Source organism: Kitasatospora atroaurantiaca (assembly GCF_007828955.1).
Taxonomy (GTDB): domain Bacteria; phylum Actinomycetota; class Actinomycetes; order Streptomycetales; family Streptomycetaceae; genus Kitasatospora; species Kitasatospora atroaurantiaca.
The window spans coordinates 3,477,127-3,494,777 of the sequence record NZ_VIVR01000001.1 but is presented as its reverse complement, the minus strand read 5'-3'; the positions used below and the strand labels follow the sequence as shown (position 1 = coordinate 3,494,777).

The following is a 17,651-nucleotide window of genomic DNA, read 5'->3' as shown; positions in this document are numbered from 1 at the left end:
CTTGGCATCGGAGCGGGGAATGGCGAGGGGAACGGTAGCCCCCGAGGCACTGGAGCAGCGGGTCTACGAGACCGCACTGCGGCAGACCGGCTGGACGGTGAGAGAGGCGGCAGCGCGGCTGGGCGTTGCCGAGTCGGTCGTCGAGGAGGCGCTGGACCGGCTGGAGTCGGTCGGCCTGCTCCGCCCGGCGCCGAGCACACCCAGCGGATACGCCGCGGTGGCCCCCGACGTCGCGCTGACCCGGCTGTTCGCGATGGAGGACCGGCAGCTCGCCCGGCACCAGGAGCAGGTCGCGCACACCCGCGAGGCGATCACCACCGTCATGCGGGACTTCCTGGACCTGCGCGCGCCGCAGCGCAGGACGCTGGAGGTCGAGGCCCTCTCCACCACGGAGCAGGTGGACTCCTTCCTGGACGGCGCGGCCAGCCTGGCCCGGCACGATGCCTGGTGGATGCACGCGGGGAGCATCCCGACCGCCCCGGCCCTCGACGAGATGCTGCTGCGGGACCTGGGAATGCTGGGCGCCGGCATCGAGGTCCGCGCGCTGTTCCTCCACCGCCACGCGCGCGACCCCCTGATGGCGGGTTACCTCAGGGAGCTGTCGCTGGCGGGTGCACAGGTACGGGTGGCCACCCACCTGCCCCAGCGGATGCTGGTCGTCGACCGGGATCTGGCGCTGGTCCCGGTCGACCCCGAGGACAGCGCGCGCGGTGCCCTCGCCGTGCACGGCACCGAACTGGTCCCCACGCTGCGTGCGCTCTACGAGCACTGCTGGACCCTGGCGACCCCCTTCCAGGAGGACGTGGTCGCCGATGCCGGCGCCCCGCAGACGAGCCCGGTGGAGGACGTGCTGATCCGGCTGCTCGCCGAGGGCGTGAAGGACGACGCCATCGCACGCCGCCTGGGCGTCTCCTCCCGGACACTCAGCCGGATGATCTCCGCCCTGCTGGAGCGGCTGGGTGTGCAGACCCGGTTCCAGGCCGCGATCGAGCTGAACCGCCGCGGCCGGCTGGGCAACGCCCCGGCCGGCGAGCGCGCGGCCTGAGCGCCGTGTTCCCACCGTCCGTCAACACCCGTCCGGAGCCCGTCGTGACCGACCTCTGGCTGCTCGACGGCTCCACCGTGGCCGAGGACGACGTCGACGCCCGTACCCTCGGCCCCGCCGAGCGCAAGCGGGCCGCGGGCTTCGTCCACGAGCGTGACCGGGTGCGCTACCTGTTCGCCCACACCGCCCTGCGCCGAGTCCTCGGCCGCCGGGTCGGCGCCGACCCGGCCGAGCTGCGCTTCGACCGCGAGCCCTGCCCCTGCTGCGGCGGTCCGAACGGCCGCCCCCGGCTGGCCGACTCCGCCGTGCCGCACTTCTCCCTCTCCCACGGCGGCGACCTGATCCTGATCGGCATCGCCGACCACCCCATCGGCGTCGACGTCGAGGCCGTGCCCGACGCGCAGGCCGTGGCCGAGCTCGCGGCGGTGTTCCACCCCGCGGAGCAGGCGGATCTGGCGGCGGCCCCGGCCGCTCGCCGGGCCGAGGAGTTCGCCCGGCTGTGGACCCGGAAGGAGGCCTACCTCAAGGGCCTCGGTACCGGCTTCGGCCGCAATCCCGCCGCCGACTACCTCGGCAGCACCGGACGCGCCGCCATGCCCCCCGCCTGGACCATCACCGACCTCCCGGCCGGCCCCGCCCATGCCGCCTCCTTCGCCCTACGGGCCCCGGCGGCCGGCGGCGGTCAGGAGTACCGGCTCTCCCGCTCGCTCGGCCCGGGCGGCGTGAGCGGCAGCCGGGCGCGGGGTCAGCGCACCGGAGCCAGCGAGGGCACGTCGCGGATCCCGAACTCCCTCCGCAGCGCCGACCTCGCGGCCAGATAACCCGGCATGCCGTGCACGCCCGGCCCCGGAGGAGTGGCGGCGGAGCAGAGGTAGACCCCCCGGAGCGGCGTTCGCCAGGGGTCCCAGCGCGGTGTCGGCCGGAACACGGACTGCTTCAGCGTCACGGCCCCGGCGGCGATGTCACCGCCCACGTAGTTCGGGTTGTAGTGCTCCAACTCCGCCGCGCTGATCCCCTGCCGGGCGACCACCGTCTCGGCGAACCCGGGTGCGTACCGCTCGATGCGGGCGGTCACCAGCGCCACCGGGTCGGTGGTGTCGCCGTTCGGCACGTGGGCGTAGGCCCAGACCGGCCGGTACCCGTCGGCGGCCCGGCCCGGGTCCGCCGCGCAGGGATCGACCACCAGGACGAACGGTTCGCCCCCGCGCGCTCCCCGGGCCACCAGGCTCTCCTGACGGAAGATCTCCTGCTGCGTGCCGCCGAGGTGGACCGTACCGGCCCTGCCCACCAGCGGATTGGCCCAGGGGATCGGCTCCGAGACCAGGAAGTCGACCTTCGCGGCCCCCGGCCCGTAGCGGAAGGAGCGCAGGCCCCGCTGGTACGCGCTCGGCAGCACGGGGCCGCCGATCGCCAGAAACTCCTTCGGTCCGACGTCGAGGAAGACGGCCCGCGCACTCCGGAACTCCCGGATGTCGGTCACCCGCTGCCCGGTGACGATCTTTCCGCCGTGGGCCGCCACATCCGCGGCCATGGCCTCGGCGATCCGCACGCTGCCGCCCCGCGGCACCGGCCAGCCCGTACCGTGCGCGAGGTGACCGAGCATCAGGGCCACCGCGGCCGACGAGGGCGTGGGCATCCGGCCGACCACGTGCGCCGCGACGCCCGCGAGCAGCGCGGCTGCCTCGTCCCCGGCGAACTGCCGGGTGGCCAACGGCGTGCCGTGCTCGAGGATCCGCCGGGCCAGCAGGAAGGGCACGGCCGGATCGTCCGGCAGGCTCCGCTGGCCCGAGAGCATGAAGTCCACCAGACCGCGGCTGTGTTCCAGCAGCGGGCGCATCAGCGCACGCCACTTCGGCCCGTCCGGGCCGAGGTGTTCGCAGGTCACGTCGAGGCTGCGGTACGCGAGCCCGGCCCGCCCGCCGTCGAGCGGGTGGGCGTAGCCGATCTCCGGCTGCAGCAACTCCACGCCACGGGCGGGGAGGTCGAACTCCCGGAAGAATCCGGACGCCGCGGCCATCGGGTGGACGGCCGAGCAGATGTCGTGCAGGACGTCCTCGCGGAAGAGCGGCTTGGACCGCAGCCCGCCCCCGATGTCGTCCGCCGCCTCGTACATCTCGACGTGAAGGCCGGCCCGGGCCATGGTGACCGCGGCGGCCAGGCCGTTCGGCCCGGTGCCCACCACGACGACTTCCGCTACCACCGTTGGTCCCCTCCTCGGGGGTTGTCGATCAGGATCGGGCATCCCAGGGGCGCGGGGATCTGCGCGAGATCGGAAGGCAACGGTCTGTACCCTCCCGCCGCGCGCAGTTCTCCCCCAGCCTTCGGCCGGGAGGTGCCCCCACGCGCCCCTGTGGTTACCCCGCTGCCTCACCACTCAGGAGCTGGGCTCGTACACGAAGGGCTGGGTGTGGGTGACGAGCTGGAATCCCCGCTTCCTGAGGGTGGGCTCCGAGGTGGGGAGCGCGTCGACGAACACATGGGTGCGGTTCCGCTCGAGCGCCTCCTTCAGGCGGGCGCCGACGAGGGCCGTGAAAAGCCCCTGCTTCCGGTGCGTGGTCTTGGTCCGCCCGCCGGCCAGCTCGGCGTACTCGCTGCCCTCCTTGAAGTAGACCCGCCCGCACGCGACGGGCTCGCCGTCGACGTAGGCGATGTGGATGCTCATCTCCTCCGGCGCGTCCCGCAGGGCGAGCCCCAGCTGGTGCTTCTCCTCCTCGCTGTTCCGGCGGCCGATCTCGCGGGAGATCTCGGCGTAGTCGGCCAGGCCCTGCTCGTCGTGGACGCGCCTGACCTCGCAGCCGGTGGTCTCGAAGGCCGCCGTCGCCGCCTTGTCCAGGGGCAGCACCAGTACGTTCTCCACGTCGTCGGCCTCGAAGCCGGCGGCGACCAGGCGCTCTCCCAGGTCCGACGGAGCGTCATGGCCGTAGACCTTCCACTCCAGGGTGTAACCGGCGGCGCGGGCCAGGGCCATCTCCTCGCGGATGACGTCCTCGATCTCGGCGTCCGCGCAGTGCGAGAAGACGATCCGGCACTCGGAACGGTCGGCCGAGAACTCCCGTACGACGCCTCCGTGCGAGGCCGGCTCGCCGGAGGCCCTGCGCTCACGGTCGAGGCCCGCCAGGATCTCGGCGGTCACATTCTTCTCGCTCACTTCGGGGACTCCTCTTGAAGCTTCAGGATCTCGACGACCGGGCGGTCCTCCACCATGGCTCCGAGGATAGTTCGGAGCCGGAGCATGAACTGCTGAGCACGCTCGGGCGAGAAGATCTCGCTGTTGTAGGTCACCGCCAGCTCCAGGCTGTCCGAGGAGCGGATGAAGACGAACTGGAGGTCGGCCTCCTTCGAGCGGCGCGGCAGCTCCTGCGGTTCGAAGCTGACGCTCCGTCGGCCGTCGGCTCCGTCGCGGGCCGGGCCGTCCAACTGGTCCATCGCGACCATGACGTCGAAGATCGGGCTCCGGTCGGGGCTCCGCTCCCAGCCGAGCTCCCGCATCGTCCAGCCGTACGGGTAGTCCTCGTGCTGGAAGGCCTGCAGGACGTCGTGCTGGGCGCGGGCCAGCATGCCCCGCACATCGTCCTCGGGCCACAGCCGGAACCGCAGCGGGACGGTGTTGATGTGGAAGCCGATCTGGTCCTCGAGGTCGAGGCGGTTCCTTCCCCGGGTGTACGTCCCCATCGTGACGTCCGTCAGACCGGTCTCGGCGAGCAGCAGCAGGCCGACCGCGCAGCGGGCGACGACGAACTCGGTCACGCCGTTCCCGCTCGCCAGCGCGGCGAACCGCTCGGTGAGCGCCTCGGGGACGGCGAGCCGCAGCCGGGTGCCCGCGAGTGCGGTGACCGGCGGCCTCGGACGGTCCGTGGGCAGCGGTACGACCGAGGAGGCGCCCTCCAGCTCGCGGTGCCAGAACTCCCGGTGCTCCGCCAGGCGCTCCGGCGTCAGCCGCTCGTTGCGCCACGCGGCGACGTCCTTGTACTGGAAGCTCAGCGCCGGCAGAGCGGCGTCGCGGCCGGCCGCCAGGGCTTCGTACAGGGCGTGCCACTCCTGCTGCAGCACCTGGGCGGAGCTGCCGTCGGACACCAGCTGATGCATCGACGTCAGCAGGGCGTAGCCCTCCCCGGTCCGGAGCAGGTCGGCCCGGACGAGAGGCTCGACGGCCGGCTCGAACGGCACCCGGATCCGGCTCTCGACGAACCGCCGGACGGCGCCCTCGGGCTCCTGCGAGAGGTCGTGGACGCTGAACGGCAGGGCGAGGGCGCCCGGCGCGTGGACGATCTGGACCGGCTGGTCCGCCACGGTGTCGAAGGTCGTCCGCATGCTCTCGTGCCGCTCCACCAGGAGCGCGAAGCTGCGCTCCAGCAGGGCGGGGTCCACCTCACCGCGCAGCTCGTACCAGTCGTTGCGGTTGAAGGCGGCCCGCTCCGAGGAGGTCCGCTCGATCTCCAGCAGCAGGTGCTGGGACAGCGCCGGCTCGTACGTCCCGGGACCGCCCAGGCCGGTGATCGGGTCGGCCGTTCCCGCGTCCGCCGTCGCCAGCGCCGCTGCCAGGCCGGCGATCGTGGGCTGGGAGAACAGCGTCTCCAGCCCGAGCTCGACACCGAGTCGGCCGCGTACCCGGGCCAGGACCTGGATGGCGCGCAGCGAGTTGCCGCCCACGTCGAAGAACCGGTCGGTCACCCCGATGCCGTCGAGCCCGAGCACCTCCTCCCAGATCTGCACCAGCGTCCGCTCGGCGTCGGTACGGGGCCGGAGCGCGGAGGTCATCCGGGGCCGGGCGACCTCCAGCGCCTGCAGCGCCTTGCGGTCGACCTTGCCGTTGGACGTCAGCGGCATCTGCCCGATCTCGACGAAGTCGGCCGGCACCATGTGGTGCGGCAGCTCCTGGTGGAGGTGGGCACGGACCCGGCTCACCGAGCCGCCGGGCTCCAGCACGACGTACGCGTAGAGCTGCTTGTCCTTGCCGACGTTCTTGGTGACGACCGCGGCCGTCTTCACCCCGGCGCACTCGTCCACCCGCCGCTCGATCTCGCCCAGATCGATGCGGAAGCCGCGGACCTTCACCTGGCTGTCGGTCCGCCCGAGGTACTCGAGGGTGCCCTCCGGCGTCCAGCGGCCGTTGTCTCCGGTCTTGTACATCCTTCGCTCGGGCTGGAACGGGTCGGTCATGAAGGCCCGCGCGGTCTGCTCGGGCGCGTTGAGGTAGCCCCGGCTCACGCCGATCCCGGACACGTAGATCTCGCCCCTGACGCCCTGCGGGCACACCCGCAGATGCTCGTCCAGCACGTAGATGAGGGTGTTGGGGATGGGGCTGCCGAGCGGCGCGGTGTCGCTCTCGACGGGCTCGCTCATCACGTGGTGGGTCACGTCGTCCGAGGCCTCGGTGGGTCCGTACGCGTTCACCACGGGAATCCCCGGGTACGCGCCGAGCCAGCGGTTGACCTGACGCGGCAGGCAGGCCTCACCGGTGACCATCAGGTACTCGAGGGTGTCGAGCGTGATCGGCCGGTCCGAGCGCTCCCAGGAGTCGAGCATCGCCTCCAGGTAGGAGGGCACGACCTCCAGGACGGTGACCCGCTCGGCCTCGATCCGCTCGGCGAAGCGGAGCGGGTCGAGCTGCAGCGACTCCTCGACGATCACCGTCCGGCCGCCGACGAACAGCGCGGCGAACATCTGCCAGAGCGAGATGTCGAAGCTGTTGGAAGCGTTCTGGACCACCACGCTGCGCTCCGAGAGCGCAAGGTCGGCGATCTTGGCGTGCAGGTGGTTGAGCATCCCGAGGTGCTCGACCATCACGCCCTTGGGCACGCCGGTCGATCCCGAGGTGTAGATCACGTACGAAAGTGACGACTCGTCGGCCGGGAGACCGAGGTCGGCATCGCTCTCCCCGGCCGCCGTCGCGGCGGTCAGCTCGACCGGTCGGCAGCCGTCCGCGAGCGCGACCTGCGCCCGGAGCTCCGGCGGGACCTGCGACGGGTCCAGGGCCGCCACGCGGACCTTCGAGGACTCGAGCATCATGCCCACGAAGGCCGGCGGGTAGCTCGGGTCGACCGGGAGGTAGGCCGCTCCGCACTTCCAGAGCGCCAGGATCGACTCGACCATCAGGACCGACCGGTCCATGACGAGCGCCACGACCTCGCCGGGCCGGACCTGGAGCTGCTCCGAGAAGTACCTCGCGAGCCGGTTCGCCCGGGCGTTGAGCTGCGCATAGGTGCGCTGCTCCGTGGCGGAGGACAGGCAGACGCGCTCGGGCGTGACCGCCGCGAAGCGCTCGACGGCCTGGTGGATCTGGAGCGAGCGGTCGAACTCGAGCTCCCGGTGGCCCAGCGTCCGTACCCGCAGCTGCTCGGGCTCGGGGAGGAGCGGGAGCTGCTCCAGCGGGGCGGTGGGACGGTCCAGCATCGCCTCGAGAAGCCCCGCGAAGGCTTCCCAGAGCCGGTCGATCGCGTGGTCGTCGAACAGCCGGGTGTCGAAGCGGATGGCCGCCTCGAGCGTCTCGGCCTGCTCCGCCAGCATGATGTTGAGCGGGAAGACGCTGGTCTCGAGCGTCACGTCGACCGGGGACACCTGGAGACCGGGGCCCGCCATCGCGCTCAGCGGAGCCTGGCCCGAGCCGGCGAACTGCTCGAACTCGATCAGCACGTTGAACAGGTGCGGGGAGTGCGCCAGCCCGCGCTGCTGCAGCTCCTGGACCAGCTCCTCGTACGGGTAGTCGAGGTGGTGCAGCGCATCGCTGAACGTCCCCCGGACGTGGCCGGACAGCTCACGGAAGCTGCTGCCGGAGTCGACCTTCAGCCGCAGCGGCAGCGTCCGCACCAGCATCCCGACGAGCTGCTCGAGCGACTCGCGGTTCCGGCCGGCGATCGAGGTGCCGAGCACCAGCTCGCCCTGCTCGCTGTACCGGGAGAGGAGCGCGGCGAAGGCGCTCAGCACCGAGGTGAAGGCGGTGCCGCCTTCGGCCCGGGTGAAGGCCTTCAGCCGCTGCCAGAGCGGCTCGGGGAGCGCGTAGCTCCGGTACGCACCGCTGAACGCCGGGCCGCCGACGCCGGTCCGGGTCGGGAGGTCGATGACCGGGGGAGCCGCCTCGAAGGTGCTGAGCCAGTACTCGGCGGCCTGCTCGCGACGGCCCGCCGCCCGCTGGGCGTCCTGCAGGTGGTGCTCGCGGTAGTCGACGGTGATCGGCGGCAGATCGAGGGTGGCGCCCCGGGCGAAGGAGGCGTAGAGCGCCCCCAGGTCGTGGGCGAGGAGTTCGAGCGACCAGCCGTCGGCGACGATGTGGTGGGTGCTGAAGGTCAGCAGGTGCCGGCCGTCGCCGAAGCTCGCCAGCTCGGCCCGCAGCAGCGGACCGTGTGCGAGATCGAACGGGCGGGCGGCGAACTCCCGGACCAGGCCGGTGATTCCGGGCCGGCCGGGCAGCGGTCCGCTGACGGACCGCAGCTCCAGCGGTGCGGTGAAGGCGTGCTTCGGGGCGACCCGCTGCATGAGCTGCTCACCCTCGAAGGTGAACGAGGCCCTGAGCCCGTCGTGCCGTGCCGCCAGTGCGTCGAGCGCGCGCTGCAGGGCGTCGGTGTCCACCGCGCCGGTGAGCTGGAAGGTACGGGTGAGGTTGAAGGCGACCGATCCGCCCTCGAACTGGGAGGCCAGCCAGACGTGCAGCTGGGCGGGGGAGGCCGCGAAGGGCTCTGCCTCGGCCGGCTCCGCGACCGCGGGCTCCTCGACGGCGGGCTCCTCGACGGCCGGCGCCGCGGCGGCCTGTTCGGCGCGTACGGTCTCCTCGACGTGCTGGGCGAGCGCCCGCGGGGTCTCGTGGTCGAAGATGGCGACCACGTCGAGCTCGACACCGAAGACGGTCTGCAGCCGGTTGAGCACCTGGATGCCGCTGATCGAGTCGCCGCCGAGCTCGAAGAACGAGGCCTCGAGGTCCAGCGTGTCCAGGCCGAGGACGTCCTTCCAGACCTCCGTCACGGCGTCGAGGACATCGACCGGACCGGTGTGTTGCTCAGCGCCCGCGGAGTCGGCCGCCGCCTGGGCCGGGCTGATCACGTTGGAGTCGTCCAGCCAGCACCGGATCTTCTGGAACTGGTAGGAGGGGAGCTCGATCCGACGGCCCTGGCCGGCGGTCGTCCCCCAGGTCCAGGTGGTGCCGCCGAGGTACAGGTCCCGCAGGAAGCCGGCGAAGGCATCCGGGCCGTCCGGGACCGCCGCGACGTCGTACCCGGCCCCGCCGCGCTCGGCGAGGGCCCGGGAGACCGTCGAGAGCGGCCCCGCCTCGACGAAGAGCACCCGCTGCTCCCCGGTCAGCTTGGCGAGCAGCCGGTCGACGCGGGCGTCGAGGTCGGTGGCCTCGGCCGCGCGCTCGGCCCGGGCCCGGCGGATGGCCTCGCCCAGCTCGACCCGGCCGGCACCGGCGTCGATCACGTGCTTCCCCGCACCCTCCCCGACGACGTGGCGGAAGTCGAGGCCGATGTGGCGGAGCAGCCCGTGGAACGCGTACTGGAAGGCGAACTGACCGTCCGTCGGGTCGCCCCCGGCGGCACGCTCGCACTCGGTGTACAGCAGGTCGAACCGCGGGTACGCACCGCGGAGGGTCTGCGTCAGCTCGGGGGTCGCATGGCAACGGCCCGACACCAGAAGGGCGGTGACCACGCCGTCCTGCGGGCCGGATGTCACCGGTGCGCCGAGCGCCCGGGACAGCTCCGTGAGGTTGCCGGCCGTCACGGCGTGGCGGTGCGGGTAGTGGCCTCGGCCGCTCACCAGCGTCCGCTGGACGTCCTGGAGCCGGAGCTCGGGGCGGTCGTCGATCCACTGCTTCAGCGCTGCGATGTTCGACTGCAGCGAGGCCGCGCTCCTGGCGGAGACCGGGAACCAGTAGCCGGCTGCGGGCGATTCGGCGGCCTCGGTACGAGCCGGCGCCTCCTCCAGGATCGCGTGGACGTTGGTGCCCATGACCCCGAAGGAACTGACACCGGCCCGGCGCACTCCGGCCGCCGGCTCCCAGGGCTTCAGCTCCTGGGTGACGGACACCGCGGAGTCCGCGAAGTCGATCAGCGGACTGAGGGTCTGCGAGTGGAGGTTGGGGAAGAGGACGCGGTGCCGCAGCGCGAGCACCGCCTTGACCAGGCCGACCAGGCCGGACGCACTCCAGGTGTGCCCGATGTTGCTCTTCACCGACGACAGCTCGCAGAAGTGCTTCTCCGAGGTCACCCGGCCGAACGCGAGATCGATGGCCTCGATCTCGATGGGGTCGCCGAGGCGGGTGGCGGTGCCGTGGGCCTCGATGTACGAGATGGTGGCCGGCTCGATGCCGGCCTTCTCCCAGGCCCGCTCGATCACCTCCGCCTGAGCCGCACTGTCCGGTGCGGTCAGCGTGCTGGACCGCCCGGCGACGTTGTTGGCGGCGATGCCCTTGATGACGGCGTGGACCGGGTCGCCGTCCCGCAGCGCCTGGTCGAGCGGCTTGAGGATCACGGCCGCGACGGCCTCGCCGGAGCCGGTCCCGTCCGCGTCCGCGGAGAAGGTGCGGGTCTTCCCGTCCGCCGACCTGATGCCGAGGTCGAGTCCGTCCTCGTCGGTCTTCGGGTCGCCGAACAGGTTCAGGCTGGTGCCGCAGACCAGCGCCAGCTCCGCATCGCCGAGCACCAGGTCGTTCACCGCGTGATGCACCGCCAGCAGGGCGGAGGAGCACGAGGAGTCCACCATGGCAGCCGGCCCGCGCAGGCCGAAGAACCTCGACAGGCGGCCGGCCATGGCCGACACATGAGTGCCCATCACCATCGTCGGCTCGATCGTCCGGGCCAGCTGCTGGTACACCAGCCTGGTGTCGCCGACGTACACCGAGGTGCGGCTGCCGTGGAGGGCCGCGGGGTCGTAGCCCGCGTTCTCCACCGCCTGGTGGGCCACCTGGAGCAGCAGCCGGTGCTCGGGCGCCATGTTCTGCGCCTCGCCCTTGGAGATGCCGAAGAAGGCGTGGTCGAAGGAGTCGATGTCCTCGATGTACCCGTTCAGCTGGTAGTCCTCGTCGAGGGGCAGCGAGGTACGGCTCCTGCGCGCGGCCGAGAGTTCGCGGACGCTGTCGCGCCCGTCGCGCAGGTTCGCCAGGAACTGCTGGACGTCGTCGGCCTCGGGGAGCCGGACAGCCATCCCGATGACGGCTATGTCGCGCGCCTCGGTCCGGTCGCGGCCCGCGACTGCCGTGGTGTCATCAGAAGTCATGCTCGGAAACCTCGTCTTCGGTGGGGCTGAGGATCGGCTCGACCAGCCGGGCCTGCAGGGCGATCGTCGGGAAGGTGAACAGCTGGGCCACGCGGAAGGTCCGCGGGAAGCTCTCCTCCAGCAGTGCGTAGAGCCTGAGCAGCTTCAGAGAGGTGCCGCCGAGCTCGAAGAAGTTCTGGTTGACGCCCGCCACCGGCCGGCCCAGGACCGTGGCCCAGGCGTCGCGGATCCGGTGCTCGGCGTCGGTCCTGGGAGCCTCGGCCGCCGTCTGCGGCTTGTCCCGGGCGAACAGCGGCTCGGGCAGGGCGGCGCGGTCCGGCTTTCCGTTCGGTGTCGTCGGGATCCGGTCGAGGAGCACGAACTCGGCCGGCACCATCGCCCGCGGCAGCAGGTCGGAGAGGTGCGCGCGCAGCTGGTCGCCGAGTGCCGGGTCCGCGGTGCCGGCCACGACGTACGCGACCAGGTGGATCTCGTTCTGCGGGTCCTTGTGGGCCACTACCAGGCAGGCCGAGACCAGGGGATGCCCGACGAGCGCGTTCTCGATCTCGGCCGGGTGGATACGCACGCCGCTGATCTTGATCTGGTGGTCCCGGCGGCCGACGATCTCCAGCAGCCCGTCGGGACGGAAACGCCCGATGTCGCCGGTGCGGTAGAGCCGGTCCCGGTCGTCGTCACGGTGCGGGTTGCGGACGAAGGAGGCGTCGGTCGCCTCCGGGGCGTCGAGATAGCCGAGCGTCCGGAACGGCGTACGGATGACGATCTCGCCGGGCTCGCCGACGCCGCAGACGACCTCGCCGCGCATGACGATCGCCTGGCACTGCGGCAGTGGTGACCCGACGGGCATGACGGGCGGCAGTGGGCCGTGCGGGACGGGGTAGGCGAACTTCGCCATCGTGGTCTCGGTCGGGCCGTACAGGTTCACGATCTCGCCGCTGTCGGGGAACGTCGACCGCAGGCTCTCCACCAGCGAGGCCTTCAGCGGCTCGCCCGCGAGGAAGGTCCACCGCAGGTCGGGCAGCCGGGATCCCGAGGGAGCGTCGAGCAGCCAGGACTGCATCACGGTGGGCGCCGCGTGCAGCACGGTCACCCGCTCGCGCTCCAGCCAGCCGAAGATCGCCTTCCCGCCCAGCACGTCCGACGGCTCCGGGACGACCAGAGTCCCGCCCGACACCAGCGCCAGGAAGGTGTCACGCAGCATCACGTCGAAGGAGGCGCTGGTCAGCTGGGCGCAGCGGTCCTCCTCGGTGATGGCGAAGGTGCTGCTCTGCCAGCGCAGGAAGTGGCTGAGCGAGCCGTGCCGGCCGAGCACGCCGCGCGGCGTCCCGGTCGTGCCGGAGGTGAAGAAGAGGTACGCCGGCGCCTGCGAGGACACGGGCGCGAGCGCCGCCGGCACGGCGGGGTCCGCCGCGGCGGACAGCAGCAGACCGGTCCGGGCGTCGGTGCGGACCGTCGGCAGACCCGAGGTGATCGGGTCGTCCTCGGTGCTCTCCTCGTCCTCGGCCCGTACGAACATCCGGGGCCGGCCGATCGTCAGCAGGTGCCTGCGCCGTCCCTCGGGCAGGGCGGGGTCGACCGGGAAGACGGTCGCGCCGCTCCTCAGCACGCCGAGCAGACCGGTCACGAAGCCGATGCCGCGCGGCCCGGTCACGCCGATCACGTCACCCGGCCCACAGCCCTGCCCGACCAGGTACCGGGCGATGGCCTCGCTGCGCCGGACCAGCTCGCCGTAGGAGATGGCGTCCGCGCCCTGCGTGATGGCGATGCGGTCGGGCGCGGCCGAGGCGCGCTCCGCGATCAGCTCGGTCACCGGCGGCTGCTCGGGCTCGGGGAGAGCCTGCGTCAGATCGGCGGCCACGGCCGCGGTGCCGGGCACGGCCAGCGAGTAGGAGGCGATGGAGTCGTCCGGAGCCTCGGCGGCCTGCTCGAGCACGAACCGCAGCTGCTCGAGCATCGCCTGCGCCCTGGCGGGGGAGAACAGGTCGGGCCGGTGGACCAGCTCGATGTGCATGCCCTCGTCCCGGTCGCTCACGTAGAACGAGAGCGGGAACTTGGCCTCGGGCTCGAAGAGGTGGTCGTCGAACTCGACCGAGACACCCTCGATCGAGACCTCCTCGCGCAGGGCGCCCAGGTAGTTCAGCAGGACGTTGAAGACCGGGGTCCGGTCGAGGTGGCGGACCGGGTTCAGCCGCTCGACGAGCAGCTCGAACGGGGCGGCCTGGTGCTCGTACGCCTCGCGGATGCCCGTGCTGACCCGCTCCAGCAGCTCGGTGAAGGCGGGGCTGCCGGAGAGGTCGGTGCGCAGGGCCAGCGTGTTGAGGAAGAGGCCGACGATCCCCTCCAGCTCGACGCTCTGACGGTTCGCCACCGGGAAGCCCACGACGAGGTCCTGCTGGTCGCTCAGGCGGGAGAGGACGAGGTTCAGGGCGGACATGGTGATCTCGAACGAGGTCGTCGAGGTGCGGTCGGCGAGCTCCCGCAGCTTCCGGAAGGTCGCCGCCGGGACCGTCGTGGACGCCCGTCCGCTCGCCGTGCGGTCGATCCCGGGCTCGGGAACGTCGGTCGGCAGCTCCAGCGAGGGGCCGTCCGTGAGCCGGTCCAGCCAGTACCGCAGATCGCCGTCGACGGCCTCCTGGTGGTCGGGGTGCCGCACCGCCTCCGCGTAGTCGATGTACTGCACGGGCAGCGGGGGCAGCTCCGCGGCCGGCTCGCCGAGGTGCCGCATGTACAGCGCGGACAGCTCGCGCATCAGCAGGCGGAGCGACCACCCGTCCCCGGCGATGTGGTGCAGGGTGACGAGCAACTGGTGCTCGGCGTCGCCGATCCGGTACAGGGCGACCCGCAGCGGCGACTCCTCCCGCAGGCGGAACGGCTTCGCGTCGTCCTCCCGCACCGCACGCGCGGCCGCTTCCCGTGCCGCCTCCGGGGCCAGCGCCGTGAGGTCGCGGATCTCGAAGGCGAGCGGAAGGTCGGTACGGGGAACCTGGAAGGTCTGCTCGCCCGCGTCGACGAAGGTCACCCGCAGCATCTCGTGCCGCTCCACCAGGCTCTGCACGGCCTGCCGGAGCACCTCGGGGTCGAGCGGACCGTCGAGCTTGGCCAGCACGCGGATGTTGTACGCCGAGCTCTCCGGGTCGAGCATGTGCAGGAACCACATGCGTTCCTGGGCGAAGGAGAGCGTGTGCCGTTCGGTCCGCGGACGGGGCGTCAGCTCGGCCGGCAGGGCCGTGCGCGCCGCCGGTGACTCGGTGATCAGCCGGGCCTGCTCGGCGACCGTCCGGTGCTTGAAGACCGCGGCGACCGTCATCGGGAGACCGAAGGTCCGGCTGATCCGCGAGCTCAGCTGGAGTGCGCTGAGGGAGTGGCCGCCCACCACGAAGAAGTCGTCGGTGACGCCGAGCCGGCCGACCGGGAGCAGCGACTGCCAGATGTCGAGGAGGTCCTGCTCCAGCTGCGTACGAGGCGGTACGTACTCGGTGGTCGCGACCTGGGCCCCGGCCAGGGCGACCAGGGCCTTCCGGTCCACCTTGCCGTTCCGGGTGACGGGGATCGACTCGGTCTGCACGTAGTGCGAGGGGACCATGTACCGGGGGAGGCGCAGCGCCAGGCCGTCCCGCAGCCGGTCGGCGGGCGGGCATGCCGGGCCCTCCACGTACGCGCACAGGAAGTCCCCGCCCGTCCGGTCGCGCTGCAGCAGGACGACGGCCCGTTCGACGCCCGGCTGGTCGCGCAGGGCCTGCTCGATCTCGCCGAGCTCGATCCGGAAGCCGCGTACCTTGACCTGCCCGTCCCGGCGCCCGAGGTAGAGGATCTCGCCGTCGGGGAGCCAGCGCGCGAGGTCTCCTGTGCGGTACATCCGGTCACCGGGGCGGAAGGGGTCGGCGGTGAAGCGCTCGGCGGTCAGCTCCGGTCGGTTCAGGTAGCCGCGGGCCACCTGGACACCCGCGATGCACAGCTCACCGGTCACGCCGACGGGGCACGGCTCGTCGTCCTCGCCGAGGATGTAGAGCCGGTTGTTCGGTGCCGGGCGCCCGATCGTGACGGGCCCTGGGCCGTCCTCGACCCGCAGCAGGGTCACGTCCACCGTCGCCTCGGTGGGGCCGTAGTAGTTGAAGAGCCGGGCCGGCCGGCCCTCGGTGGCGGCGAGGAACTTCCGGGCCAGGTCGCGGTCGAGCTCCTCACCGCTGCAGATGCACCGGCGCACCCCGGCGAAGCCGTCGTCGACCGCGGCCAGGTACTGGCTCAGCATCGACGGTACGAAGTGGAGCGTGGTGACGCCGTGGCGCTCGATGGTGTCCCGGATCGCCGCCGGGTCCGACTCGCCGCCCGGGCGCAGCATCACCTGCCGGGCGCCGATCAGGCCCGGCAGGAGCAGCTCCCAGACGGAAACGTCGAAGACGTAGGGGGTCTTCTGGAGGATGACGTCGGTCTCGTCGAGACCCAGGTCGTCGATCATCCAGCGCAGCCGGTTGACGATGCCGCGGTGCTCGATGAGCACGCCCTTCGGCATCCCCGTGGAGCCGGAGGTGTAGATGCAGTAGCCGGGGTCGTCCGGCCCCGCGAGCGGCGGCGGGTTGTCCTCGCGCGGCGAGAGCGAGCCCGGGGAGGCGATGTCGAGGACCGCCCGGGACGGGCCGAGCGTCGAGCGGGTGTCCGGGTCGCGTACCAGGACGAGCCTGCTGCCGCTGTCGTCGAGGATCGCCTCGAGCCGCTCGACCGGGTCCTTGGTGCTGAGCGGCAGGTAGGTGCCGCCGGCCTTGAGGACACCGAGGATCGCGACCATCAGCTCGACCGAGCGGTCCATCAGGACCGTGACCAGGGTCCCCGGGCCCACCCCGTGGTCCTCCCGCAGCGTCCAGGCGAGGGCGTTGGCCCTCGCGTTGAGCTGGGCGAAGGTCAGCGTCCGCAGGTCGTCCGTGGTCGCCGGGCTGTCGGGCGTGCGCCGGACCTGCTGCTCGAAGAGCTGGGGGACGGGCGTGTCGAGCTCGTACGCGGTGTCCGTCCGGTTGAACCCGGCCAGGACCTGCTCGCGCTCACGGGCGGTCAGCAGCGGCAGCGTCTCGACGGGCCGGTCCGGAAGCTGGGCGACGGCCTTCAGCAGCGTCCCGAAGTGCTCCAGCAGCCGTTCGATGCGGTCCGCGTCGAAGAGCTCGGTCGAGTACTCCACCGAGGCCTGCAGCCCGGTGGACGTCTCCTTGAAGAACAGCGTGAGGTCCATCTTGCTGTGGGCGTTGGGTACGTCGAGGTGCCGGATCCGGAGTCCGTCCACCGACTCGGTCGGGCTGCCCCAGCCCTGGTCAGCGAGGACCATGACGTCGAAGAGGGCGTTGCGGTTGGCGTCGGTGGCGACGCCCGCGTCCCGGACCACGCGGTCGAAGGGGTACTCGTGGTGCCGGAGACCGTCGAGGAGGGTGGACTGCACCGCCCGCAGCAGACCCCGGAAGCTCATACCGGGCTCGACGGTGTCCCGCAGCGCCAGGCTGTTGAGGTAGTAGCCGATCTGGTCGTAGAGCTCGGGGACGGGACGCGCCAGCGCGGAGGTGCCCAGCGCGAAGTCCCGCTGGCCGGTGTACCGGTGGAGCTGTACCCGCAGCAGCGCGCACAGACCCGCGTAGAGCGTCGCCTGCTCCTCGCGGCAGAGGGCCTTGAGTGCGTCGAGTGCGTCGAGCGGGAAGGTCCTGCGGGCGACCTCGCCGGCGAAGGTGCGCACCGCGGGGCGGGGGCGGTCGGTCGGCAGGTCGAGCGGCTCCGGGCCGCCGTCGAACTTCTCCAGCCAGTACCGGCGGGACTCATCGAAGGCCCCCTCCTCCAGGAGGCGCTGCTGCCAGCACGCGTAGTCCTTGTACTGGAGCTCCGGGGCCGGCGAGGAGGGCTGCCCACCGCGGGCGTACACGGCGTACGCGGAGGCGATCTGGTCGATCAGCACCGTGAGCGACCAGCCGTCGACCGCGATGTGATGGGCCGACACCACGAGAATGTGCTCGGTCGTCGACCGCTCGATCAGCAGCACGCGGAGCAGCCGGCCGGAGGAGAGGTCGAAGTCGAGTGCGACGAACTCGCCGATCCGGCCCTCCACCTCCTCGCCCTCGGCCACGGCCTCGACCCGCCAGTCGAGCGTGCGGTCCTCGCCGACCCGCTGCACGGGAGTGCCGTCCACCTCGCCGAAGACGGTGCACAGGGACTCGTGCCGCGACAGCAGGTCCTCGAACGCGCGGCGCAGGGCCGCGGTGTCCAGCTCTCCCGTCAACTCGTAGACGGCCGGCACCGTGTACGCCGCGTGCGACGCGCCGGTCTGCGCGACCAGCCACATCGCCAGCTGGCCCGACGAGAGCGGATACCACTCCGCCGAGGGCGCAGGCCCGATCCCGGTCGGGTTCTTCCCGCTGTCCACGCTCACAACATCCTC

General features: G+C 72.1%; 6 protein-coding genes. 2 read left to right on the top strand and 4 right to left on the bottom strand.

Annotated elements, in window-relative coordinates; genetic code table 11:
* Positions 1-19 precede the first annotated feature (19 nt).
* The gene (locus FB465_RS16030; protein WP_145791370.1) at positions 20-1,045 is read left to right on the top strand and encodes a helix-turn-helix domain-containing protein; all 1,026 of its coding nucleotides are present in this window, start codon (positions 20-22) and stop codon (positions 1,043-1,045) included.
* A 44-nt stretch (positions 1,046-1,089) separates the two neighbouring features.
* Positions 1,090-1,866, top strand: a complete 777-nt coding sequence (locus FB465_RS16025) for a 4'-phosphopantetheinyl transferase family protein (RefSeq protein WP_170290600.1) — start codon at positions 1,090-1,092, stop codon at positions 1,864-1,866.
* Here FB465_RS16025 and FB465_RS16020 read toward each other — a convergent pair.
* From FB465_RS16020 to FB465_RS16005, 4 genes are all read right to left on the bottom strand, one after another.
* Positions 1,791-3,245, bottom strand: a complete 1,455-nt coding sequence (locus FB465_RS16020) for a phytoene desaturase family protein (protein ID WP_281292342.1) — start codon at positions 3,243-3,245, stop codon at positions 1,791-1,793. The two genes, FB465_RS16025 and FB465_RS16020, sit on opposite strands and share 76 nt — an antisense overlap.
* 174 nt (positions 3,246-3,419) lie before the next feature.
* Positions 3,420-4,193 carry a GNAT family N-acetyltransferase gene (locus tag FB465_RS16015; RefSeq protein WP_211785796.1) on the bottom strand — a complete coding sequence of 258 codons (774 nt, stop codon included), beginning with the start codon at positions 4,191-4,193 and terminating at the stop codon, positions 3,420-3,422.
* On the bottom strand, positions 4,190-11,248 hold the full coding sequence (locus tag FB465_RS16010; RefSeq protein WP_145791367.1) for a non-ribosomal peptide synthetase: 7,059 nt from the start codon (positions 11,246-11,248) through the stop codon (positions 4,190-4,192). The genes FB465_RS16015 and FB465_RS16010 overlap by 4 nt, the downstream gene beginning before the upstream one ends.
* The gene (locus FB465_RS16005) at positions 11,238-17,642 is read right to left on the bottom strand and encodes a non-ribosomal peptide synthetase (RefSeq protein WP_145791365.1); all 6,405 of its coding nucleotides are present in this window, start codon (positions 17,640-17,642) and stop codon (positions 11,238-11,240) included. The genes FB465_RS16010 and FB465_RS16005 overlap by 11 nt, the downstream gene beginning before the upstream one ends.
* Between the last annotated feature and the right edge of the window lie 9 nt (positions 17,643-17,651).